Here is a 22516-nt window from a genome sequence, read left to right on the forward strand (position 1 = left end):
AAAAAACCTACAAATGCGAGCAAAAGTGGAAATTATATAACTTCAGGTCAAAATTATATAACTTTTAGCATCGTACCCACTTCAATAAAGGCGGTTATTGCTTTATCTAAATGAGCCGTAGTATGAGCCGCTGATAGTTGAACTCTAATTCTCGCTTTATCCTTTGGAACTACCGGAAAAAAGAAGCCAATTACGTAAATTCCCTTTTTTAATAGCTCATTTGCCATATTCTGAGATAATTTAGCATCATATAACATCACTGGAACGATAGCTGAATCGCCATCAATGACATCAAAACCTGCTTTTTTCATTCCTTCCTTGAAATAATTCGTATTCCATTCTAATTTATCACGTAATACAGTATCTCTCTCTAATATTTCAAAAACTTTTATGGAAGCTCCAACAATTGCTGGCGCCAAAGAATTCGAGAACAAATAAGGTCTAGATCGTTGACGTAATATTTCAATGATTTCTTTTTTGGCTGTTGTGTAACCGCCCATAGCTCCACCAAGCGCTTTTCCTAATGTACCGGTAATAATATCCACACGTCCCATTACTCCTTTCGCTTCTAGTGTCCCTTTTCCAGTTGCTCCTATAAATCCAGCTGCATGGCATTCGTCAACCATAACCATGGCATCATACTTATCAGCTAAATCGCAAATCTTATCTAATGGCGCTACTACTCCGTCCATAGAGAAAACACCGTCTGTAACAATTAATTTGAAACGAGTTCCAGCCTCTATAGCTTTAACCAGCTGTTGTTCCAAATCTTCCATATTGCTGTTTTCATAGCGATAGCGTGCCGCTTTACATAAACGAACCCCATCGATAATAGAAGCATGATTTAAACTATCAGAAATAATGCAGTCTTGGTCTCCTAATAAAGGCTCAAAAACACCCCCGTTAGCATCAAAAGCTGCAGCATAAAGAATTGTGTCTTCGGTTCCGTAAAATTCAGATATCTTTTTTTCCAATGTCTTGTGAATATCCTGAGTTCCACAAATAAAACGCACGGATGACATTCCGAAACCATGCGTATCCAAAGCATCTTTCGCCGCCTGAATAACCTCAGGATGTGATGACAAACCCAGATAATTGTTGGAACAAAAATTTAAAACTGTCTCTCCAGTAGAAATCGTGATTTCAGCTCCTTGCGGAGAAGTAATAATTCTTTCAGTTTTAAAAATTCCGTTATCTACAATCGTTTGAAGTTCTGACTGCAGGTGTTGTTGTATTTTTCCGTACATGATATTGTTACAGTTTAAGATTTAAAGCTCTTAACCTAAAGGCATAAAAGCTCAAAGTTTATAATTTAGATTACAAATGTACTACATCGATTGCTGAACCTATATACACAAGTGCTTTTTTTACCACTTTATACCCCATTAATTCAATTGCCTGTTGATAATTTTCCAATTGTAATTGGTATTTTGAATTGTGAGTTCCTGTTTTATAATCCAACAAAAACACCTCTTTATTTTTGTTTATCGCCATTCGGTCAGGCTTAATGGTTTTCCCTTGCTTTTGGATTATGGTTTGTTCGTTTAAAATTTCATTTTCCTCGGAAAAATAAATTGAAAGTTCACTATGATTAACAATTTCCTGAATACTATTATAAACCGTTTCTTTTTGTCCAAAAGTGATTAATCCACTCTCGATAGATTTTGTAATCGCTAAATCAACATCAGCTTTTGTTTTCACAAAAGACAAAATTTCATGAACCAAATTTCCATACTCTATGGCTTCCTGCTGGTGCGTTCCCCACATAAGAGCTTCGCGTTGTGCAATTTTTATGTTTTTGGGGTTGAGAATTTCTGTCACCAAAGGAATCGTTTTAGAAGTGTCAACATGCTTTTTTTTATCAGATAATTTGTTTGAATTTCCAAATTCATACTCCAATTTACTTTCGTCAAATTCGCCTTTGCTTATCAAATAATTTATGAAAAAAGCACACATGTTATTTTTTGGAATTTCTCCTTTTCGTGACAAATTCATATTGGAAATGACATATAATTGTTCTTCGGCACGAGTTAATGCCACATACAAAACATTGATATTATCCAATAATTCTTCTTGCTTTTTTTGGTTATAAACCAATGATGCTTCTTCGCCAAATCCTTCCACTGCACTACTATTATCAATTAAAACTTTAGGCAAACCTATAGTTTCCTCTTCGGCGTTGAGCCATAGTTTATCTTTAGGTTTCCTATTGTAATCTTCCTCCGCAAAAGGAAATATAACCACCGGAAATTCCAAACCTTTCGATTTGTGAATGGTCATAATCCGAACTGCATTATTCCCTTCTGGCGAAGGAATGCTAAATTTCTCCGCATTTTTGTCCCAGAAATTAAGAAAGTCCGAAATACCTGCTTGGTTACGGATGTCTCGTTCCAAAACAATATCCAGAAAATATTGGACGTAGGCATTCCCCTCCCCAACCCTCCCCGAAGGGGAGGGAGACGAAACCGAAGATTCGTTTTTTAGAAAAATTTCTTGCAGAATTAATTCTTCTTTTATTTTTTCTAACACAATTGAAACACTGTCAATTACTTCCTCATTGGTAAACCGAATTACTTTAAATCCAAATTTAGTTAAAGTCTCTGTTCTATTTTTGTCTAATTGAATTTGTTCTTCGGTAAAATGATAATCACCATCCACTTCAACAACCAGTTTTTTTGACAAACAAACAAAATCAATAATAAAATCATCTATCAAATGTTGCTGTCTAAATTTACTTTCTAAAGATTGAGACTTAAGCTCCATCCATAATATTTTTTCTGCATGTGTTGGCTCTTTTCTCATCTCTTTCGCTTTTTCAATTAAAAGATGAGAATAATTTCCACCCGTCATATATCCTAATTTACCCACACGGTTTTCCGTTTTGGCTCCCTCTCCTTTGGAGAGGGCTGGGGAGAGGAATTTACTTATTATAGTTTCGACAGACTCATACAGCGATTTTTTTCTAATATTTTGGAACGAAAGTGAGATATCAAAACTCATCAGCCAATTTTCGAAATCAACTTCCTGTTTATGTTCCATTCCTTGAGCAATGAAATCATGAACTGGCATTTTATCCTGAATATGCTCTCCAACATAATGCAAGAAATAAGCCTTCGCTTCCAAATCGGCGTTGTTTTTTAGGTATTTTAATAAATGAATAATCAAACGGACTTCAGTAGCGTTTTGTATCATCAAAGTTTCGGATGACAAAAGCGGAATTTTTTGCTCTGTCAAATAATTGGCGATGGCAATTCCCTGACTTCGTTTTCTGGTCAGAATCACAATATCTTTGTATTCAAAACCTTCCAGAATTACTTTTTGAATTGTATTTAAAGTCGCTAAAACAAATAATTCTGTTTTATCCAAGGATTCTTCCTCATCTTCTGAAGTTTCCACTTTTGGGATAAAAGAAATATTTACATAGCCACCCGTTTTATCATTTGTCTTTTGGTGACTGTGATTTTCGTATAAGTCTTTATAATCTAAATGTTCGAATTCATTCGATACCAATTGAAAGAAATCATTGTTGAATTCAATTACCTGAGAATAACTCCTGTAATTTTTATCTAAATGTTCCAGCACTTTCTCTGGATTATTGAATGGATTTTGGTCTTTACTCAAGTCGATAAATTGTTCCGCTTTTCCGCCACGCCATCTGTATATAGATTGTTTTGGATCACCTACAATCATCAAAGTTCCTTTTTCGCCATCAATTTCACTGGAAGTGGCGTTCTCAATAAGCGGAATTAAATTCTGCCATTGCATTTCGGACGTATCCTGGAATTCGTCAATAAAAAAATGACGGTAGCGCTCTCCCAATCTTTCGTATATAAAAGGGGCCGGCTGGTTTTGAATTTCCCTATGAATTATCGCATTAAATTCCGAAATAGAAAGCACGTTTTGTTCGCTTTGAATTTTCGCTAATTCGTTACTAACGGTATTCAACAATGATAATGGTGTAATATTTTTTAGAAAAGCTTTATAGAAATCTCTTCTTTCGAAAGTTTTATAAATCCTGTCCAAAATCTGCAATAATTCCGGGATTATGTTTTCAATAATCGCGCGGTCTTTGGCAGTTTTATTGATTTTTATATCATCAAATTCATGATAGGTTTTGTTTTTTGGATTGAATTTCCCTTCTTGAATACTCAACAAATGTTTTGGAAAATGCCCTGCAGAAAATGATTTAGTATCAATTCCATTTTTTTCGATTAGCAATAATGCTTCTTCGGCAAAAACTACCGTTTCTGTTTCTAAAACTTTGCAGGCTTCGGCTAGTTTCTTCTTTATTTCAACAAATTCAGCGATGGATTTGTCTTGAAAATGCGTGATTTCATTTCGGTTATTTTCGTTTAAAACCAAACGACCGGTATCGAGAATTTCACGGGAAATATCCCAAGATTTATCATCGTCAGTTTTTTCCATCGTAAAATCGATGAGCAATTTCGTCAATGTTTCATCTTCACCAGCTTGCGCGATTATGGCATCAACGGCTTCAATCAATAAATTTTCAGTATCTAAAGTGACTTCAAAAGTCATAGGTAAACCCAAATCGTGTGCAAAAGCCCGAATCACTTTATGCGTAAATTTGTCAATCGTAGAAATATCAAAAGCAGCATAATTATGAATAATATGCTTGATTATTTGTTTTGATTTCGTTTTGATTTCAATGATAGAAAGTTCCGTATCTATGGACAAATCCTGCATTAAATCTTGTGCTTTCCCGCTTGGTTCTTCTTTAGCAAATTCGGATAAACTGCCTACAATTCTGCTTTTCATTTCGTGCACCGCTTTGTTGGTAAACGTAATGGCGAGAATGTTACGATAGGCATCATTTTTCTTGGCAACAAGAATAATTTTTAAATATTCTTTGACCAAAGCGTACGTTTTTCCGGAACCAGCCGAAGCGTCATAAATGGAGAAGGAAGGTCTCCCCTCCCCAACCCTCCCCGAAGGAGAGGGAGCCGAAACTGGATTTATTTTATGTTCCAAATTGATGTTGTTTATTCATTACGATTTCTGATTTAGAATTAGCGTGCTAATTTCCCAAATCCCCTAGCCCTGATGGAAACGGCATCCTTTCTTGCCGGTGTTCGGCAGGAAAGATATAGTGAACAGCAGGAAATAGCTCCTAAAAATACAACTATTCCTAGGTTGTTTTTAAAAATTGTCCCGAAACTTCGGGATAAAACTTAAAAGTAGTATTTTTGCAGCATGGAAACAAATAGACAGAAAAAAATAGGTGGGGTTATCCAAAAAGATTTGGTTGATATTCTGCAAGGTGAAGTGAGAAAAAACGGATTGGCTAATTTAATCATTTCGGTATCCAAGGTTACTGTAACTACAGATTTATCAGTAGCTACAGTGCATTTAAGCGTTTTCCCTCAGGACAAAGCAAAAGAGATTTTAGAGGCGGTTAAGTCCAATGCTAAAACAATAAAACATGATTTATCACAACGTGTTCGTTTGCAATTAAGAAAAGTCCCAAATTTGGTTTTCTTTATTGATGACTCTTTGGATTACATTGAAAAAATTGACAATGCCTTAGCGAACAGAGATAATCCTATAGAAAACAGAGATCTTTTGGACAAACGTAGATTTCAGTAAAATTTGAATTTCCCTCTTTACATAGCCAAACGCTACATTCTTAGCAACAGTAAAAACAACGCTATCAATATTATCAATCGCATTGCCAGCATGGGAATTATTGTTGGTGCAATGGCGTTATTTGTAGTTTTGTCTGTTTTTAGCGGACTGAAAGTTTTTAGTCTTTCGTTTACGAATGACATTGATCCCGATCTAAAAATAAACAGCACTTTAGGGAAATCATTCTTTATTTCTCCTGATCAGGAAAGCCAAATCAAGAAAATTGACGGTGTTGCTTCGTATACCAAAATAATTGAGGAACGGGTCTTATTTACTTTTGACGGGAAACAAGAAGTTACATATCTTAAAGGTGTTGATGCTAATTTCAGCAAAGTTAACGCTATCGAAAAAAAGCTTTTCAATGGCCAATGGTTGAAACCGGATACATATCAAGTGGTGGTTGGTTATGGAGTTGCCCAAAAATTTTCAATGGGTTTAATTGATTTTAATAATCAATTGGAAGTGATGGTGCCAAAGGCTGGTAAAGGCAACATTGAAAATGAAGAACAAGCTTTTAATAAAACTGATATCATTCCGGTTGGGATTTATGCCATTAGCGAAGATTTAGATTCGAAATATATTTTTGCTGATTTAGGTTTAGCGCAGGAACTATTGGAATACAAAACCAATCAGGTTTCCGGAATTGAAATAAAAGTTAAACCTGGTGCTGATGAAAGTTCCATCATCAGCAAACTTCAAACCATTTTCAACAATAAAATTACCATCAAAAATAGGGCACAGCTTAACGAATCTTTATATAAAATGTTGAATACCGAGAATATTGCGGTGTATTTAATATTTACTTTGGTAATCGTAGTAGCACTTTTCAACTTGATTGGCGCTTTGATTATGATGATTTTAGATAAAAAAGGAAACCTAAAAACCCTTTTTAATTTGGGAACTGAAATCAAGGATTTAAGAAAAATATTCTTGCTTCAAGGTACTTTACTGAGTATTTTTGGAGGAATTATCGGCTTGGTTTTAGGAATTATAATTGTGTTACTGCAACAACAATTTGAACTTATTATGATTACTCCTACACTGGCTTATCCAGTGATTTTCTCTCTCGAAAATGTACTGATTGTCATGGGAACGATTGTCACACTTGGCTTTATTGCTTCCTTAATTGCAAGTAGTCGCGTGAGTAAGAAGTTGTTGGAGTAATTTTATTAATTAAAAAAAATATTTACATTTACTTTTTTAAAATCTAAACGCTATGATAGTTTCTGTCTAGTCCTTCTTTATTTTTAAAATAATTAGGACCCCTTTATTTACTTCTAAGTTCAGCTAATAAGTTTGGACTAATCTTCTCATTAATCCTAATTTATCATGACAGAAACAACATTAGAAAAAAACTTATTTTCTCGAATTTTCACAACATTAAAACAAGCTATTAAAGGAGATGAATCTTTTGATTACACTTCTGGAAGCATCAAAAAAGGAGTAATTCTTCTTGCCATTCCGATGGTATTGGAAATGCTTATGGAATCAGTTTTCGCGCTTGTCGATTTATATTTTGTTGGTCATTTAGAACAAAGCAGTTACGCCATTCAAGCGGTTGGCTTGACCGAATCAGTAATCACGATTGTTTATTCTCTTGCTATCGGAATTAGTATGGCCGCTACTGCGGTTGTTGCTCGTCGAATTGGCGAAAAAGATCCTGTCGCTGCTGCAAAAGCTGGAATGCAAGCCATCATAATAGCATTTGTCATCAATACAATAATCAGCATCTTTGGTTTTATTTACGCCAAAGATATATTGTTATTTATGGGAGCTTCCGTTGAAGCAGTTGAATATGGAGTTAACTTCACTCGAATTATGATGGGCGGAAGTTTGTGTATCATGCTTCTGTTTCTTATTAACGGAATATTTCGTGGCGCGGGAAATGCTGCCATTGCCATGAAAAGTCTTTGGTTGGCTAATATTTGTAACATTATTTTATGTCCTATATTAATTAATGGACTTGGACCCATTCCCGCTTTTGGATTAATGGGTGCTGCAATGGCAACAACTATTGGAAGAAGTATTGGTGTTTTATACCAATTGTATCATTTATTTAATGGTCGAGGAACTCTAAAAATTATTCCTGCTTATTTTATTCCAGATTTGGAACAGATTAAAGCATTGTTAAAAATAGCTGCCCCTGGAGTATTACAGTTTGTAATTGCTTCCTGCAGTTGGATTTTTCTGGCTCAATTAGTCGCCACAACCGGCGGAGATCATGGTTCTGCAGGATATCAAACGGCATTACGCATCATGATGTTTTTTATTCTGCCTGCTTGGGGATTAAGTAATGCCGCCGCGACTTTAGTAGGTCAAAACTTAGGCGCTAAAAAAATTGAACGTGCCGAAAAATCAGTTTTTACCACGGCAAAATACAATGTAATTTTTATGGCGATTATTACGGTTATTACATTGATTTTTTCCCGTTCTCTGATTTCATTTTTCACTAACGACCTGATTATTCAAAAGATTGCCGTTGAAGCATTACAGACAATGTGTTTGGGATATGTTTTTTACGGAATAGGGATGGTGTTAATTAATACATTCAATGGTGCCGGTGATACCTGGACTCCTACAATGATTAATTTTTTCGGATTCTGGTTATTCCAAATTCCGTTGGCTTATTTATTGTCCAAATATTATAAAATGGGCCCAACAGGTGTTTTTATGGCGATTCCTATAGCCGAAACCGCAATTACTTTGGCAAGTATTGTTCTCTACAAAAGAGGAAAATGGAAACATATAAAAGTATAATACAAAAGGCTTAACAAATTTGTTAAGCCTTTTGTGTTTTAACCCAAATTCCGCATTAGAAATCTACTACAACTAAATTCTTCTTCAAAACCAAGAACTTACTCCCATTTTTAAATTCAAAATACAAATGTATTCCTTCTTCAAAAATAGTCCGTGAGCTCTCGCTTTTATTGAATAATTTAGTTTCGCAACGAAGTCTAATCCGGAATGTGGGTTTAAACAACCTCGTAGCCGGCATACACATCTTCGATTTCATTCAAAGCGGCGAACAACTCTTCAGGATGATCTAACGTAACTAATTGTTGTTTATGTGGTTTAAAAGAGTGAATTCCTTTGAAATAATTAGTGTAATGCGGACGCGTTTCTACAATTCCAAGACGCTCACCTTTCCATTCCATTGCCCATGTTAAATGATTTCGAACCGCTTCAACCCTATCAATCACAGTAGGTTTTGCCAGATGTTCCCCAGTTTTGAAGTAATGTTTGATTTCGTCGAAAATCCAAGGATAACCAATCGCAGCACGACCAATCATAATTCCGTCGATGCCATATTCATTTTTATATTGTAATGCTTTTTCCGGAGAATCAATGTCGCCATTACCAAAAATAGGCATTGTAATTCTGGGATTATTTTTTACTCGGGCAATGTGTGACCAGTCGGAATGACCTTTATACATTTGGGCTCGAGTTCTGGCGTGAATGCTCAAAGCGGCAACACCAATGTCTTGTAAACGCTCTGCAACCTCATCAATATTTATCGAATTATCGTCCCAACCCAAGCGCGTTTTTACTGTCACTGGCAAATGGGTACTATCAATTACTGCTTTTGTCAAGCGAATCATTAAATCTACATCTTTTAAAACTCCGGCTCCAGCACCTTTACAAACCACTTTTTTGACAGGGCAACCAAAGTTAATGTCAATGATATCCGGGTTTACTGCTGAAACAATTTTGGAGGACATTGCCATCGCTTCCTCGTCACCGCCAAAAATCTGGATTCCAACTGGGCGTTCGTAATCGAAAATATCTAATTTCATTCGGCTTTTGATGGCGTCACGGATTAGGCCTTCAGATGAAATAAATTCAGAATACATCATATCAGCACCGTGCATCTTACACAACCTGCGAAAAGGCGGATCGCTCACATCCTCCATAGGTGCGAGAAGTAAAGGGAAATCAGGTAATTCTATGTTGCCAATCTTAATCATCTTCATTTAATTTGGTGCAAAATTACAACATTTAGATGAATAGCAGAAAGTAGTTACCGAAAAGAGTTCTTACTTAACCCATTAGTTTACTAATTCTAGGCTTTGAAGCTATTGATTTTAGCTTATATTTGCAGATTAATTGTCGCTGTTTGGCGATTGCGTGAGATTTGAGATTAAGAGGAGGACAGCCAGTGGCTGTCAGGTAATTTAAAATAAACTGGTATTTGCGTGAGGGATAGCAGTGGAAAGCCCACAGTGAGGCGCAGTCCCGACGCTTCGGGACGGAACTTTGCGAGGACTTGAAACGGATAGCCCGACCCTTGTGGTCACGCCCTGAAACAAATTCAGGGTAAACCTAAATAAATTTGATATAAACGGAAAATGAAACATATTAGGAATTTTTGCATTATTGCACATATTGACCACGGGAAAAGTACGCTTGCTGACCGATTACTTGGCGCAACACAAACCGTTACCGCTCGTGAAGAAAAAGCGCAATTGCTTGATAACATGGACTTGGAGCGCGAACGCGGGATAACCATAAAAAGTCACGCGATTCAGATGGAATACACGTATAAAGGACAAGAATACATCCTGAATTTGATTGACACTCCTGGACACGTGGATTTTTCGTATGAAGTTTCTCGTTCTATTGCGGCTTGTGAAGGCGCACTTTTGATTGTAGATGCAGCGCAAAGTATTCAGGCACAAACGATTTCGAATTTATATTTGGCTTTGGAGAATGACTTGGAAATTATTCCGGTTTTGAACAAAGTGGATTTACCAAGTGCCAATCCTGAGGAAGTAAGTGACGATATTATTGATTTGCTTGGATGTAAATTGGAAGATATTATTCATGCTTCGGGTAAAACTGGTTTTGGAGTAGAAAATATATTGGCAGCGATTATCGAAAAAATCCCGCCTCCATCAGGAAATGTTGATGAGCCATTGCAAGCGTTGATTTTTGACTCACACTACAATCCGTTTAGAGGAATTGAAGTTATTTTTCGTGTAAAAAACGGTCAGATTAAAAAAGGTCAGAAGATAAAATTCATGGCTACCGGAAACGAATATTTTGCGGACGAAATTGGGACTTTAAAATTAAACCAAGTTCCGAAACAAGTAATTTCAGCTGGTGATGTTGGGTATTTGATTTCTGGAATTAAGGAAGCGAAAGAAGTAAAAGTAGGAGATACGTTAACGGATGCAAAAACACCAACAACGAATATTATTAAAGGTTTTGAAGACGTGAAACCAATGGTTTTTGCTGGGATTTATCCTGTAGATACCGAAGATTATGAGGAGTTGAGAAACTCTATGGAAAAACTGCAGTTGAATGACGCTTCGCTGGTTTTTTTACCGGAAAGCTCAGCAGCTTTAGGATTTGGTTTCCGTTGCGGATTCTTAGGAATGTTACACATGGAAATTATCCAGGAACGTTTGGAGAGAGAGTTTAACATGACTGTGATTACTACCGTTCCCAACGTTTCGTATTTGGCTTACACCAAAAAAGACCCTACAACGCCGCTTATAGTAAATAATCCTTCGGACTTGCCGGAGCCATCTCGTTTAGACCATGTTGAAGAACCTTTTATAAAAGCAACAATCATTACCAAATCTGATTATGTTGGAAATGTAATGAGTTTGTGTATCGAAAAAAGGGGCTTGATTACCAACCAAACGTATCTGACTACGGAACGAGTAGAGTTGACTTTCGACATGCCTTTGGCTGAAATTGTATTTGATTTTTACGATCGTTTGAAAACTGTTTCTAAAGGATATGCTTCGTTTGATTATACTCCAATTGGGATGCGAACTTCTAATTTGGTTAAAGTGGATATCTTATTGAACGCTACGATAGTTGATGCTTTATCATCCTTGATGCATGCCGACAACGCATATTCTATTGGTAAAAAAATGTGTGAGAAACTGAAAGAACTAATTCCGCGTCAGCAATTTGATATTCCTGTTCAAGCGGCAATTGGGGTAAAAGTAATTTCTCGTGAAACAATAAAAGCATTGCGTAAAGACGTTACCGCTAAATGTTATGGTGGAGATATTTCCCGTAAACGTAAATTATTAGAAAAACAGAAAAAAGGTAAAAAACGTATGAGATTGGTTGGAAATGTTGAAATTCCACAAGAAGCGTTTATGGCTGTTTTGAAATTGAATGATTAGATTTTTTTTAGAAGAAAGAATAAAGAGAATAGAAAATAGAAAAAACCTGACGATGTAAAAATTGTCAGGTTTTTTTGTTTTTTTTCAATATCGTAGAGACGCACTGCAGTGCGTCTCTACATCGTGCGTCTCTAAAATAAAATGCGCAGCAACAATACATTTATTTATTTTTCAACCATTCAAATAATCGTTTTGCATCTTCCAATTTAAACAATTGGGTTCCCTCATTCATCGTTGCTGCCGAACCGCAAGCGACTCCCCAACGAATGACTTCTTTCAGACTTTTATTTTGCGAAAGCGCCCATACCATTCCTCCCACCATACTGTCGCCGGCACCTACAGTACTTTTTTTGGCAACATTGGGAGCAGGAACAAACTCGTAAACATCCTTTGTAACCAACACGGCACCTTGTGGACCAAGGGAAACGACTACTATTTCTGCGCCGCCTTTCGCTATGATTTGTTTTGCAGCTTCATTTACTTCTTCCAGTTCTAATCGCTCAACACCAATCAGTTTTGCGAGTTCACCAACATTGGGCTTAATCATATAAACACCGACTTCTAACGCTTTTTTTAATGCTTCGCCTGAAGTATCCACAATTAATTTAGCGTTTGATTTTTTTGCGATTTCTGCAATTTTCCGATAAAAATCTGTTGACAAACCTTCATTTAAACTGCCACTGGCTACTAAAAATTTTGGTTTTAAAGCAGCTATGGTTGCTAATATTCTGTTGCTTTCTTCTTCGGAAATTTTTCCACCTGTAAATCCAAATCGGTATTGTGAATTGGTATTATCATCCACGGCAACAAAACTTTCTCTGGTCCAACTCTGAACAGCAACAGCTTCATAAGTAATCGATTCTTTACTAACCAATTCTTCCAGCATTTTACCTGTAGGTCCACCAGAGGTAAAAACCGCTAAAGAAGTTCCTCCTAAACGCGAAATTGCCTTAGATACGTTGATTCCGCCTCCACCAGCATCAAATCGCGGTTCATCGCATCGTATTTTCTGTTCTGGAACCAAGCCTTTAAAGTGGGTACTTTTATCCAAAGCCGAGTTAACTGTAATAGTAACGATATCAAATGATTCCATTGTTTATGAATTTAATAACTTAAAGATGCGAAAAAAATGTCAAAAATTGATGCAATTCGAGGCGAATATTTCTTTGTATATTTGCAACCTCAAAAGAAAGAAAAAAATGATTGAAGATAAAAGCCCACAACGAACAAGTATCGCACAATTAGGAGAATTTGGATTGATTGACCATTTGACAAAAAACTTTGAAATCAATCAACCTTCAACTCTAAAAGGGATTGGCGATGATGCTGCAGTTTTGGATTTCAAAGATAAAAAGGTAGTTATCTCAACTGATTTGCTGATTGAAGGCGTACATTTTGATTTGGCTTATATGCCGTTAAAACATTTAGGTTACAAGGCAGTCGTAGTTAACATCTCTGACATTTGTGCGATGAATGCTAAAGCAACACAAATCACCGTTTCTGTTGCAGTATCCAATCGTTTCCCTTTAGAAGCTTTAGACGAATTATTTGCAGGAATTACACATGCGGCCAACGAATACAAAGTAGACGTTATTGGCGGAGATACCACCTCATCACAAAAAGGATTAATAATTAGTATCACAGCTATTGGCGAAGCAGATGAAGAGGAGATTGTTTATAGAAATGGTGCAAAACAAACTGATTTATTAGTCGTAACAGGTGATCTTGGCGCTGCCTATATGGGTTTACAAGTTTTGGAACGCGAGAAACAAGTGTTTCAGGTGAATCCAAATTCACAACCTGATTTAGATGCCTATACGTATCTTATCGAACGACAATTAAAACCGGAAGCCCGAAAGGATGTGCGTACTTTACTGCATGCTTTAGAAATAAAACCAACTTCAATGATTGACATTTCTGATGGATTGTCATCCGAAATTATGCATTTATGCAAGCAGTCTAAAGTGGGTTGTAATTTATATGAAGATAAATTACCTATCGATCCTCAATTTATAAATGTATGTGAGGAATTCAATATTGACAGCACAACCGTTGCAATAAATGGCGGTGAAGATTACGAATTACTTTTTACTATTGCTATGGAAGACTTTGAAAAAATAAAAGGGAATCCAAATTTTACCATCATTGGACATATGACACAAGAAAGCGAAGGAATTCATTTAGTGACTCGAGCCAATACAAGAATCGCTTTAAAAGCTCGTGGTTGGGATGCGATCAGAGAAGAATAATTTTTTTAATTAAACAAAAAAGATACTTATTCAGTGTCTTTTTTGTTTAATTATTTTAAAAAGCTAAAAAAGCAATCCTCTATTTTTAGCCTCTCGAACTAATTCAATATCGCTGCCTTCTTCCACTTTCAATAATTCTTTCAAGTTTATTTTTCTTCTTTCAATGGCACCTAAAGATATTGGGATATATTGCGGTATTTCATTCAACTTGGTTCCTTTAGATAAATGAAACAAAATTTGTTTATCAAATTGGTCAATTTCTATAGTATCTTCAGACAAGTTCAACATATTCAGAACTGATTCACTATAATAGGTTTTGCCTTTTATAACTTTATCAAAAGCAAAAAGCAATTCATCAAATGTTAAATCATTTTTTATAACCAGACCATTTGGGTTAATTGTCTTGATAATGGTCTTTATTTTCAACAATTCAGTATACATTGTAAGCAAAATAATTTTGCAGTTTGGCATGTATTCAGCAATCAACTTTGCCAAATCCTCTCCGTTATAAATTCCCTTTTCTTCGTAAGGAGGCATACTAATATCTAAAAAAGCAATATCAAAAACCATAGTATCGGGGTTTGTAATAATAGTATATGCTGATTCGCAATCTTTCGCCTGACTAATTAAGAATTCAAAGTCTTTAGGATTATATCTTGTTATCGCATTTTTGTAGCCCTCAATAATAAAAGGGTGATCATCAACTATTAAGATATTATTTTTAGTTATCGTCTTTACATTTGAGGCAATTGTCATTTCTATGTAAGTATTTGTTTATTTTCAAAAGGAACTACAATCGTTATGATTGTTCCATTTCCTTTTTTTGATTGTACATCAGCAGTTCCATTGCATTCTGTGGTTCGGGAATGTATATTTTGCAAACCAATACCCTTTTTTGACTTCTTTGTGTCAAATCCATTACCATCATCACTTATCGTTAAAAATAAGTCTCCATCCCTTTTTTTGAGTTCTACTTTAATAGAATTTGCTTCAGCATACTTGTTAATGTTTTGAAGTGACTCTTGGATAATCCTATATAAATTTATTTTAATGGCATTACTCACTAATTCCCATTTTATAGTTCTGTCAATAATTGCAATTAATTTGGGTTTGAATGTCTTTTTTTGATCTTCCAATAAATTATCTACAATGGCAACGAAGTTATTAATTAATTCTGATTTTTCTCTATTCAAATCATGTGAAATTTCACGAATATCTTGCTCTATGTTTTTCAATTCCGACAGGTAGCTGATCCTCTGTTTAACGGCTGGTTCATCATTTAATTTATTCAAGCCGTCCAGATTCATTCGTACGCCAAACATTCTTCCCAAAACTCCATCATGTAATTCCTGGGCTACCCTTTTTTTCTCTTGTACCCTATTGGTTTCTATGGTGTTTTGTTGCGAAATCATTAGATTATAAATCTCCTCATTTACCTTTTGTTGTTCTTGTTTGAAAAGTAATTCTCTATTTTTTGTTTTTTGGGCTTTGAGAATATATAAAAATAATCCCAAGACAGTTAAAGCACTGAATCCAAATAATAAATTCCTGTTTTTAGTTTCCAAATCAGTGTTCTCGTCTTTTATCTGATCAGTTTCATATTCAATGCGGGAGAATTTATCGCCCATTTTTCGTTCTGCTTTTTGCAAATTTTCATTAACATGAATATATTCTTTGTTGTAAACTGCCGCATTTTTGGGTTCAATAACAGCCAATTGTTTTAACGCCACTAAAATGTATGCAGAAATATCAGTGCTTCGAGCAAGTAACAAAGCTTCTTTAGAATATTGTAATGCCTTAATTGTATCCGTTTTTGAAACGAAATACTCAGATAAATGGATTTTATTGATAAATATTCCAGAATTCAGTTTTAGACTTTCTCTCAGTTTCAACGACTGGTAAAACATTTTCGGAAGCCCCTCATTTTCATTTAGTTTAAATTTAGAATATGCTAAATTATCCAACAACATCGCATAAACGGATGGTTTTTGAATAGCTAGGTTTTTTTGTTCCAATCCTTTTTGAAAATACCTTTTTGCGAGCAAGTAATTTTGCGAACTGAGATAAAGAAATCCGATATTGTTAAACGTAGTAGCTTTCGACTGAAATTCCTTCGGTATTATTTCATCGTTACTGATCACTAAAGCTTTATTATGATATGCAATTGCATTTTCATATTCCCCAAGCTCAGCATATATTACTCCCAGAAGATTATAAGCATCGTATAAAATATTAGTTGTTTGCTTTTCTCCTTTAATTATTCGTAATACATTGAAAATTGCTTTTTCACCCCCTAAATAATCACCCGCTTGATATTGTAAAGTAGCTTTATTTATTAATGTTTTACCCCAATTTAGATTATCGCCCTGGTCTTCATACATATTCGCTGCTTTTTTATAGAACTGGAATGAACTGTCCAAAATTGCCTGTGACTCATAATAATCCCCTAAATAAGTATAGGCTTTTGTCATACTTACAGTATCATTAACACTTTCCGACTTCTTTAAAACAAAATATACCGTTTTATTAAAGTCTTTCCAATTCTTCATGTTATAATATCGATTAGCCACTTTGAACAGATTTACTCGGTTTAGAGAATCATTTTCCTGATTTACAATTATTTCAAATGACTTGCGATTATATTCTTGCCTTTTCTCTAAAACTAAATTGAAATCATTTGCCAATAAAAAATAAGCGGATAGACTGTCTGCCGATGAAGTAACAGGACTGTTTTCTGCCTTTTTTTTGGCACAACCAAAAAAAATAAAAATCAGAAACAATAATAGAAGTATGTAGTATTTATTTTTCAATAGTCGCTAATGAATTTAATCAAAAATACTAAAATAAAACTATTGACATGAAAAAAGGCTATCAAAATTTGATAGCCTAAATATTTTTTAAAAATTTTGTTGAAAAATATTAATCTACTTTCACCTCTTGTTTAACAGAAGTTCCTCCAATGATATTTAAGCTTGTTTTAGTATCTACTTTAGTTTTGTTTGAAGTCTCTGGTGCAGTAAATGAAGTTAATACCATTACTAAAGAGAATAAACCGATTGTTAAGATTGCTTTTTTCATGATTTGGGTTTTTTATGTTTTTAATTGATTTTACGATAGTTACCATTCTTTTAGCAAGAATTTCTCTAGTAAAACTACAATGGCAATCTTAAATTTTCTTACAAAAAAAAGGGTTTATGGTAGAACAAGGTCATCTGAGAGTGAATGACTGTCAAATTAGGGTAAATGACAGTTTTTAAATTTCTAGGTAATTTCCATTGGAGAAATCAGAAATAATCTGGTCTACATTTGCCTTATACGATTTAGAAAAGGGAATTTTGACGGTAGTATTTTTAATATAACACACCGTATTTCCAGTATGAATTCGGGAAATACAATTTCGGTTTACGATATAACTGTTGTGAATTCTAATAAAAGGAAAAGATAGAATTCCTTCAAAATGCTTTAATGTTTTGAATGCAGTAATCATTTCACCATTATTAAGGTGAATGTCTGTAGAATTATTATCCGCTTGAAGATAGCAAATATCTTTGGCATCAATATACCGGTAATCACCATAGGATTTCACACATAACATCAATTGTTTTTCCTCATTTATAGGTTTCTGCTGTATAGTAGAAGTTGGTTTTTCTTCAAGGATAATTGTTTGCTCTTTTGGTATTTGAAACGGAATACAAGATTTATTCAATTTCAAAATTAATTTTACCAAATCAATATTTATCAAAGGTTTCAACAAATAATCTGCCACTTCATATTGTATTGCCTCAAAAGCCAAATCTTTATTGGTCGTTGTGACAATGATTTTAGGGATTACATTCAAGAATCTATACAATTCATTGATAAGAGCCAATGATAAGTTACTGTCTTTATTGATTGGATTAATTTCGAGAAAAATTAAATCCGGCTTAAATTCTAATATGAGATTTAAGCCATCGTTATAATTGTTTGCTTCTGCCACAAAAATAAGCTCCGAAAAACCATCTGCAACGGCTTTCGTATTCAAAAAACTTTCCTGATTATCGTCAATAATAATGTACGAATAATTCATCAATTTTTTTTCCTGATGGGGTTAGGCATTTTATCAGTGGTCCAAAGTAAAATATACTTCAAATTATTAAATTATGTAAGTAGTTTGGATAAACTAATTAAATTAAAAAAGAGTTTTTAACTTCAATATTCTTGTTAACCTTCTAAAAATAAGCATTTAACCATTTTTCAATAGCTCTTGTTAATATGTTTTTAACAAATGTTAATACATTAAGATGAAGTGCAAATAAATCCGATAAAGTACATGAATCATATTTTCAAAAGGCACTCTGGATTAAATTCATTTCGTAAATCATCTCTAAAAAACATTTCGTGGTGTAACAAAAAAACTTTCCGCATAGGAATTACTTAAGGAGAAGACAAAAGTAAATTAATTGACTAACACTTTATCTGAATTAACCAACATTAAATTAAATATGAAAAGCATTGTTTTTTACAAATTTATCCTACTTTTAAACAAAAAACTATTTCTATGAAAAAACTATTTATTGTAATGTGCTTAACTTCTTTTTTATCTGGTTTTAGCCAAGAAAAAGAAACAATCGATTTCAAAAGAAATGAGATTAAAGGAAATGTTCTTTTCTTAGTATTAGGAGCTGGTGAAATTACTTATGAACGATTACTTAACGAAGATTCCGGATTAGGAGTTTCTTTATTTTTTGTTAAGGAGGAAGATTTTGATACCCAATTTAGTTTAACACCGTATTACCGTGCTTATTTTGGCAAAAAAACAGCAGCCGGCTTTTTTGTTGAAGGGTTCGGAATGATTAATTCGGGAAATACTGGAAGTGATTCAGAATACGATTCAGTAAATCAAAACTATTATTTGGTAGAAGGAAAAAATTTCACAGATGTTGCTTTGGGTTTTGGTTTAGGTGCAAAATGGGTACAAAAAAGAGGATTTGTTTTTGAAATAAACGCTGGTATTGGCAGAAATTTATTTAACAGCAATAGCCCTGAAATAGTTGGACGAGGTGGAATAACACTTGGATATAGATTTTAAACAAAAAATGCTTCTCGATCGAGAAGCATTTTTTTATAAATTATAGATAGTTTGATTACATTTTCATCAACCAGTTTTTAATCGAAACTTCATTTTCGATAATTGATTTCAAATCGGAAATTTTTACACGATCCTGTTTCATCGAATCTCTGTGACGAATGGTTACCGTTTGATCTTCTATAGTTTGATGATCAACGGTAATACAAAACGGAGTTCCAAGAGCATCCTGTCTTCTATAACGTCTTCCTACAGCATCTTTTTCATCGTACGCCACATTGAAGTCCCAACGTAAATCATCAACAATTTTATGAGCGATATCTGGTAATCCGTCCTTTTTAACTAATGGTAAAACTGCTGCTTTGGTTGGTGCCAAAACGGATGGTAATTTCAGAACTGTTCTCGTAGAACCATCTTCTAATGTTTCTTCTTTTAATGAAGTTGCAAAAACAGCCAAGAACATTCTATCTAATCCTACTGAAGTTTCCACTACATAAGGAACATAATTCTGATTCAATTCGGCATCAAAATACTGTAATTTTCTACCGGAGAATTGTTCGTGTGCCTTCAAGTCAAAATCAGTGCGCGAGTGAATCCCTTCTAATTCTTTGAATCCAAAAGGGAAATTAAACTCAATATCAGCTGCTGCATTGGCGTAATGTGCTAGTTTTTCATGATCGTGGAAACGGTAATTTTCTTTTCCAAGTCCTAATGACAAATGCCAATTAAGTCTTGCTGATTTCCAGTGTTCGTACCATTTCATTTCATCGCCTGGACGTACAAAAAATTGCATTTCCATTTGTTCGAACTCCCGCATACGGAAAATAAATTGTCTTGCAACGATTTCATTTCTAAAAGCTTTACCAGTTTGTGCAATCCCAAAAGGAACTTTCATTCTTCCTGATTTTTGTACATTCAGGAAATTCACAAAAATACCCTGAGCTGTTTCCGGACGTAAGTATAAATCCATTGCCGTATCAGCTGATGCTCCTAATTTGGTACCAAACATCAAGTTAAATTGACGCACTTCGGTCCAGTTTCTAGAACCTGTTTCTGGGTCGGCAATTTCCAGTTCTTCGATTAAAGCTTTTACATCTTCAAGATCTTCGTTACCAAGCGAACGAGCCATTCTTTCCAGAATTTCTCTTTCTTTAGCTTTGTATTCAATCACTCGAGCATTTGTAGTTACAAATTCCTGCTCGTTGAAAGCATCACCAAAACGACTTCTTGCTTTTTCGATTTCTTTGATCGCTTTTTGATTCAGCTTTTCGGCATAATCTTCAATCAAAACATCGGCTCTATATCTTCTTTTTGAATCTTTGTTATCAATTAATGGATCGTTGAAAGCATCCACGTGACCTGAAGCTTTCCAAGTCGTTGGGTGCATCAATATTGACGCGTCAAGACCTACGATGTTATCGTTCATTTGAACCATCGCTTTCCACCAATATTCGCGTATGTTCTTTTTTAACTCTACTCCGTTTTGTGCATAATCATAGACTGCACTTAGACCATCGTAAATTTCGCTTGACGGAAAAATAAATCCGTATTCTTTTGCGTGCGAAATTACATTCTTAAATAAATCTTCTTGTTTTGCCATAATACTGCAAAAATATAAAAAGTGAACTAAAAAAAAAGAAAATTGTTAAAGATTGAAGCATTGATTTGTCTATTTTTATAAATAAATCCCTGATTATATGTTTGAAAGCATTATAAACCTCTTTTTTCCAAAAGTCTGTTCCGGTTGCAGCTCTTTTTTGTTATCTAATGAAAATGTGATTTGTACCGTTTGCCGACACGATATTCCGTTGACGAATCATCACTTGAATCCGGAAAATGATGCCTTCAAAAAGTTTTACGGAAGAATTCCTGTAATTCACACTTCGGCTTTGTTTTATTTTCATAAAAAAGGAATTGTACAAGAACTCATCCATAATTTAAAATACAAAGGACATGAGGAAATAGGTGCAATTCTTGGCGAATGGTATGCCGAAGATTTAAAAACAATAGCTCTATTGCAATCCGTAGACGAAATTATTCCGGTTCCATTACATCCAAAAAAATTAAAAGAGAGAGGATACAATCAAGTAACTGCTTTTGGAACTGCTCTTTCTGCTAGTTTAAATTTGGTTTATAATGATTCGCTGTTAATTCGAAATGTGTACTCAAAAACGCAGTCTAAGAAAACCCTTTTGGGAAGAACGGAAGGAATCGAAACTATTTTCGATGTTTCCTTTACCGAAAAAAATCACAATAAACATTTTCTCTTAATTGATGATGTTATCACAACAGGAGCAACATTAGAAGCTTGTTCTCGTGCCATAATGAAAATTCCAGGAGCTAAAATTAGTATCGTTTGCATGGCGATGGCACAATCCTGATAAAAAAATTTCAACCCTAATTTTGTATTAAGATAAAAATAGCATTAAAAAATACAGTCGTTTTTAGCCCTGAGTGAAGTGAAAATCCTTTCTAGTCCTGAACTTGTTTCAGGATCCTGAAACAAGTTCAGGACTAGAAAGATTGCAGCGGAAAGCAGGAAACAGCTCCTGAAAACAATAATGTTACAATAACATCTCCTATTAAAAAGAGCACACTATCAATTAATTTAATGAAATTATAACGAAATAGAATTTCCGATTACAAAGTTAAATGTATAAATTTGAATGAAATATTATTATAAATTAATTTAAACAATCATATTATGGCTTTTGAATTACCACAATTACCTTATGCGTATGACGCATTAGAACCTTACATTGATGCCCGTACGATGGAAATTCATCATACTAAACATCATAACGCTTACATTACTAATGTTAATGCAGCGATTGCCGGAACAGATTTAGAAGGTAAAACTATTGAAAATATCTTGATTAATCTTGACATGAAAAACATGCCAGTTCGTAACAATGGTGGAGGTTTTTACAACCACAATTTGTATTGGACTGTAATGACTCCAAACGGAGGCGGACTTCCAACTGGTGATTTATTGGCTGCCATTGAAGCTGCTTTTGGAACTTTTGAAGAGTTTAAAGCAAAATTTAGCAAAGCAGGAGCTACACAATTTGGTTCTGGTTGGGCATGGTTATGCGTACATAAAGGCGGAAAACTAGATGTATGCGGAACTCCAAATCAAGATAATCCTTTGATGCCTGGCGTAGGCTGTGGCGGAACTCCAATTTTAGGAATGGATGTTTGGGAACATGCGTATTACTTGCATTATCAAAACAGAAGACCTGATTATATTGAAGCATTTTTCAATGTAATCAATTGGACCGAAGTTTCCAGAAGATATGCTTTGGACAAATAAGCCACTAACCCCCAAAGCGGGAATTAGCATAACAGGCCAGAAAAAAAGATTTAATTGTCTTTTTTTCTAGCCTGTTTTTTTGTTGTCACAGAAAATTTGT

The 22516-nt window shown here is 34.6% G+C and carries 17 protein-coding genes; 8 read left to right on the plus strand and 9 right to left on the minus strand.

The features are described from left to right. Positions 1-53 precede the first annotated feature (53 nt). Positions 54-1247, minus strand: coding sequence for a glycine C-acetyltransferase (gene kbl, locus ACFX5E_RS05900; RefSeq protein ID WP_379854258.1), 1194 nt, complete (start codon positions 1245-1247; stop codon positions 54-56). Positions 1248-1317: 70 nt separating this feature from the next. Next, positions 1318-4980: a UvrD-helicase domain-containing protein gene (locus tag ACFX5E_RS05905; RefSeq protein ID WP_379854351.1), complete on the minus strand. Its 3663-nt coding sequence runs from the start codon at positions 4978-4980 to the stop codon at positions 1318-1320. A gap of 234 nt (positions 4981-5214) precedes the next feature. On the opposite strand from ACFX5E_RS05905, the gene rbfA reads away from it, so the two are divergent. From rbfA to ACFX5E_RS05920, 3 genes are all read left to right on the plus strand, one after another. Next, positions 5215-5607 carry a 30S ribosome-binding factor RbfA gene (gene rbfA / locus ACFX5E_RS05910; protein WP_379854259.1) on the plus strand — a complete coding sequence of 131 codons (393 nt, stop codon included), beginning with the start codon at positions 5215-5217 and terminating at the stop codon, positions 5605-5607. 3 nt (positions 5608-5610) lie between these two features. Beyond that, on the plus strand, positions 5611-6810 hold the full coding sequence (locus ACFX5E_RS05915; RefSeq protein ID WP_379854260.1) for an ABC transporter permease: 1200 nt from the start codon (positions 5611-5613) through the stop codon (positions 6808-6810). Positions 6811-6975: 165 nt separating this feature from the next. Beyond that, positions 6976-8403: an MATE family efflux transporter gene (locus tag ACFX5E_RS05920; protein WP_379854261.1), complete on the plus strand. Its 1428-nt coding sequence runs from the start codon at positions 6976-6978 to the stop codon at positions 8401-8403. A gap of 215 nt (positions 8404-8618) precedes the next feature. Here the strand turns inward: ACFX5E_RS05920 and dusB are convergent, their stop codons facing one another. Then, entirely contained in the window at positions 8619-9611 is a 993-nt protein-coding gene (dusB, locus tag ACFX5E_RS05925; protein WP_379854262.1) for a tRNA dihydrouridine synthase DusB, read from the minus strand. A gap of 381 nt (positions 9612-9992) precedes the next feature. Between dusB and lepA the strand changes: the two genes are divergently transcribed. Further along, complete coding sequence (gene lepA, locus ACFX5E_RS05930) at positions 9993-11789, plus strand: translation elongation factor 4 (RefSeq protein WP_073209088.1); 1797 nt, start codon at positions 9993-9995, stop codon at positions 11787-11789. Between the two features lie 160 nt (positions 11790-11949). Here the strand turns inward: lepA and ACFX5E_RS05935 are convergent, their stop codons facing one another. Continuing rightward, entirely contained in the window at positions 11950-12882 is a 933-nt protein-coding gene (locus ACFX5E_RS05935) for a 1-phosphofructokinase family hexose kinase (protein ID WP_379854263.1), read from the minus strand. A 106-nt stretch (positions 12883-12988) separates the two neighbouring features. Between ACFX5E_RS05935 and thiL the strand changes: the two genes are divergently transcribed. Next, positions 12989-14038 carry a thiamine-phosphate kinase gene (gene thiL / locus ACFX5E_RS05940; protein WP_379854264.1) on the plus strand — a complete coding sequence of 350 codons (1050 nt, stop codon included), beginning with the start codon at positions 12989-12991 and terminating at the stop codon, positions 14036-14038. Between the two features lie 63 nt (positions 14039-14101). Here thiL and ACFX5E_RS05945 read toward each other — a convergent pair whose 3' ends face one another. From ACFX5E_RS05945 to ACFX5E_RS05960, 4 genes are all read right to left on the minus strand, one after another. Next, positions 14102-14794 carry a response regulator gene (locus ACFX5E_RS05945; protein ID WP_379854265.1) on the minus strand — a complete coding sequence of 231 codons (693 nt, stop codon included), beginning with the start codon at positions 14792-14794 and terminating at the stop codon, positions 14102-14104. 2 nt (positions 14795-14796) lie between these two features. Further along, entirely contained in the window at positions 14797-16848 is a 2052-nt protein-coding gene (locus ACFX5E_RS05950) for a tetratricopeptide repeat-containing sensor histidine kinase (protein ID WP_379854266.1), read from the minus strand. 109 nt (positions 16849-16957) lie between these two features. After that, on the minus strand, positions 16958-17116 hold the full coding sequence (locus tag ACFX5E_RS05955) for a hypothetical protein (protein WP_379854268.1): 159 nt from the start codon (positions 17114-17116) through the stop codon (positions 16958-16960). A gap of 175 nt (positions 17117-17291) precedes the next feature. Then, positions 17292-18104 carry a LytR/AlgR family response regulator transcription factor gene (locus ACFX5E_RS05960; RefSeq protein WP_379854269.1) on the minus strand — a complete coding sequence of 271 codons (813 nt, stop codon included), beginning with the start codon at positions 18102-18104 and terminating at the stop codon, positions 17292-17294. A 471-nt stretch (positions 18105-18575) separates the two neighbouring features. Here ACFX5E_RS05960 and ACFX5E_RS05965 point away from each other — a divergent pair, with 471 nt between their 5' ends. After that, on the plus strand, positions 18576-19106 hold the full coding sequence (locus ACFX5E_RS05965) for a DUF3575 domain-containing protein (RefSeq protein WP_379854270.1): 531 nt from the start codon (positions 18576-18578) through the stop codon (positions 19104-19106). A gap of 55 nt (positions 19107-19161) precedes the next feature. On the opposite strand, the gene ACFX5E_RS05970 is transcribed toward ACFX5E_RS05965, so the two are convergent. Beyond that, positions 19162-20703, minus strand: coding sequence for a glycine--tRNA ligase (locus tag ACFX5E_RS05970; protein WP_379854271.1), 1542 nt, complete (start codon positions 20701-20703; stop codon positions 19162-19164). Between the two features lie 97 nt (positions 20704-20800). Here ACFX5E_RS05970 and ACFX5E_RS05975 point away from each other — a divergent pair, with 97 nt between their 5' ends. Beyond that, complete coding sequence (locus ACFX5E_RS05975) at positions 20801-21484, plus strand: ComF family protein (RefSeq protein WP_379854272.1); 684 nt, start codon at positions 20801-20803, stop codon at positions 21482-21484. A 323-nt stretch (positions 21485-21807) separates the two neighbouring features. Then, positions 21808-22416, plus strand: a complete 609-nt coding sequence (locus tag ACFX5E_RS05980; protein ID WP_379854273.1) for a superoxide dismutase — start codon at positions 21808-21810, stop codon at positions 22414-22416. Positions 22417-22516 lie beyond the last annotated feature (100 nt).

This window comes from Flavobacterium xylosi, from assembly GCF_042787345.1.
In the GTDB taxonomy this organism is placed as follows: Bacteria; Bacteroidota; Bacteroidia; order Flavobacteriales; family Flavobacteriaceae; genus Flavobacterium; species Flavobacterium xylosi.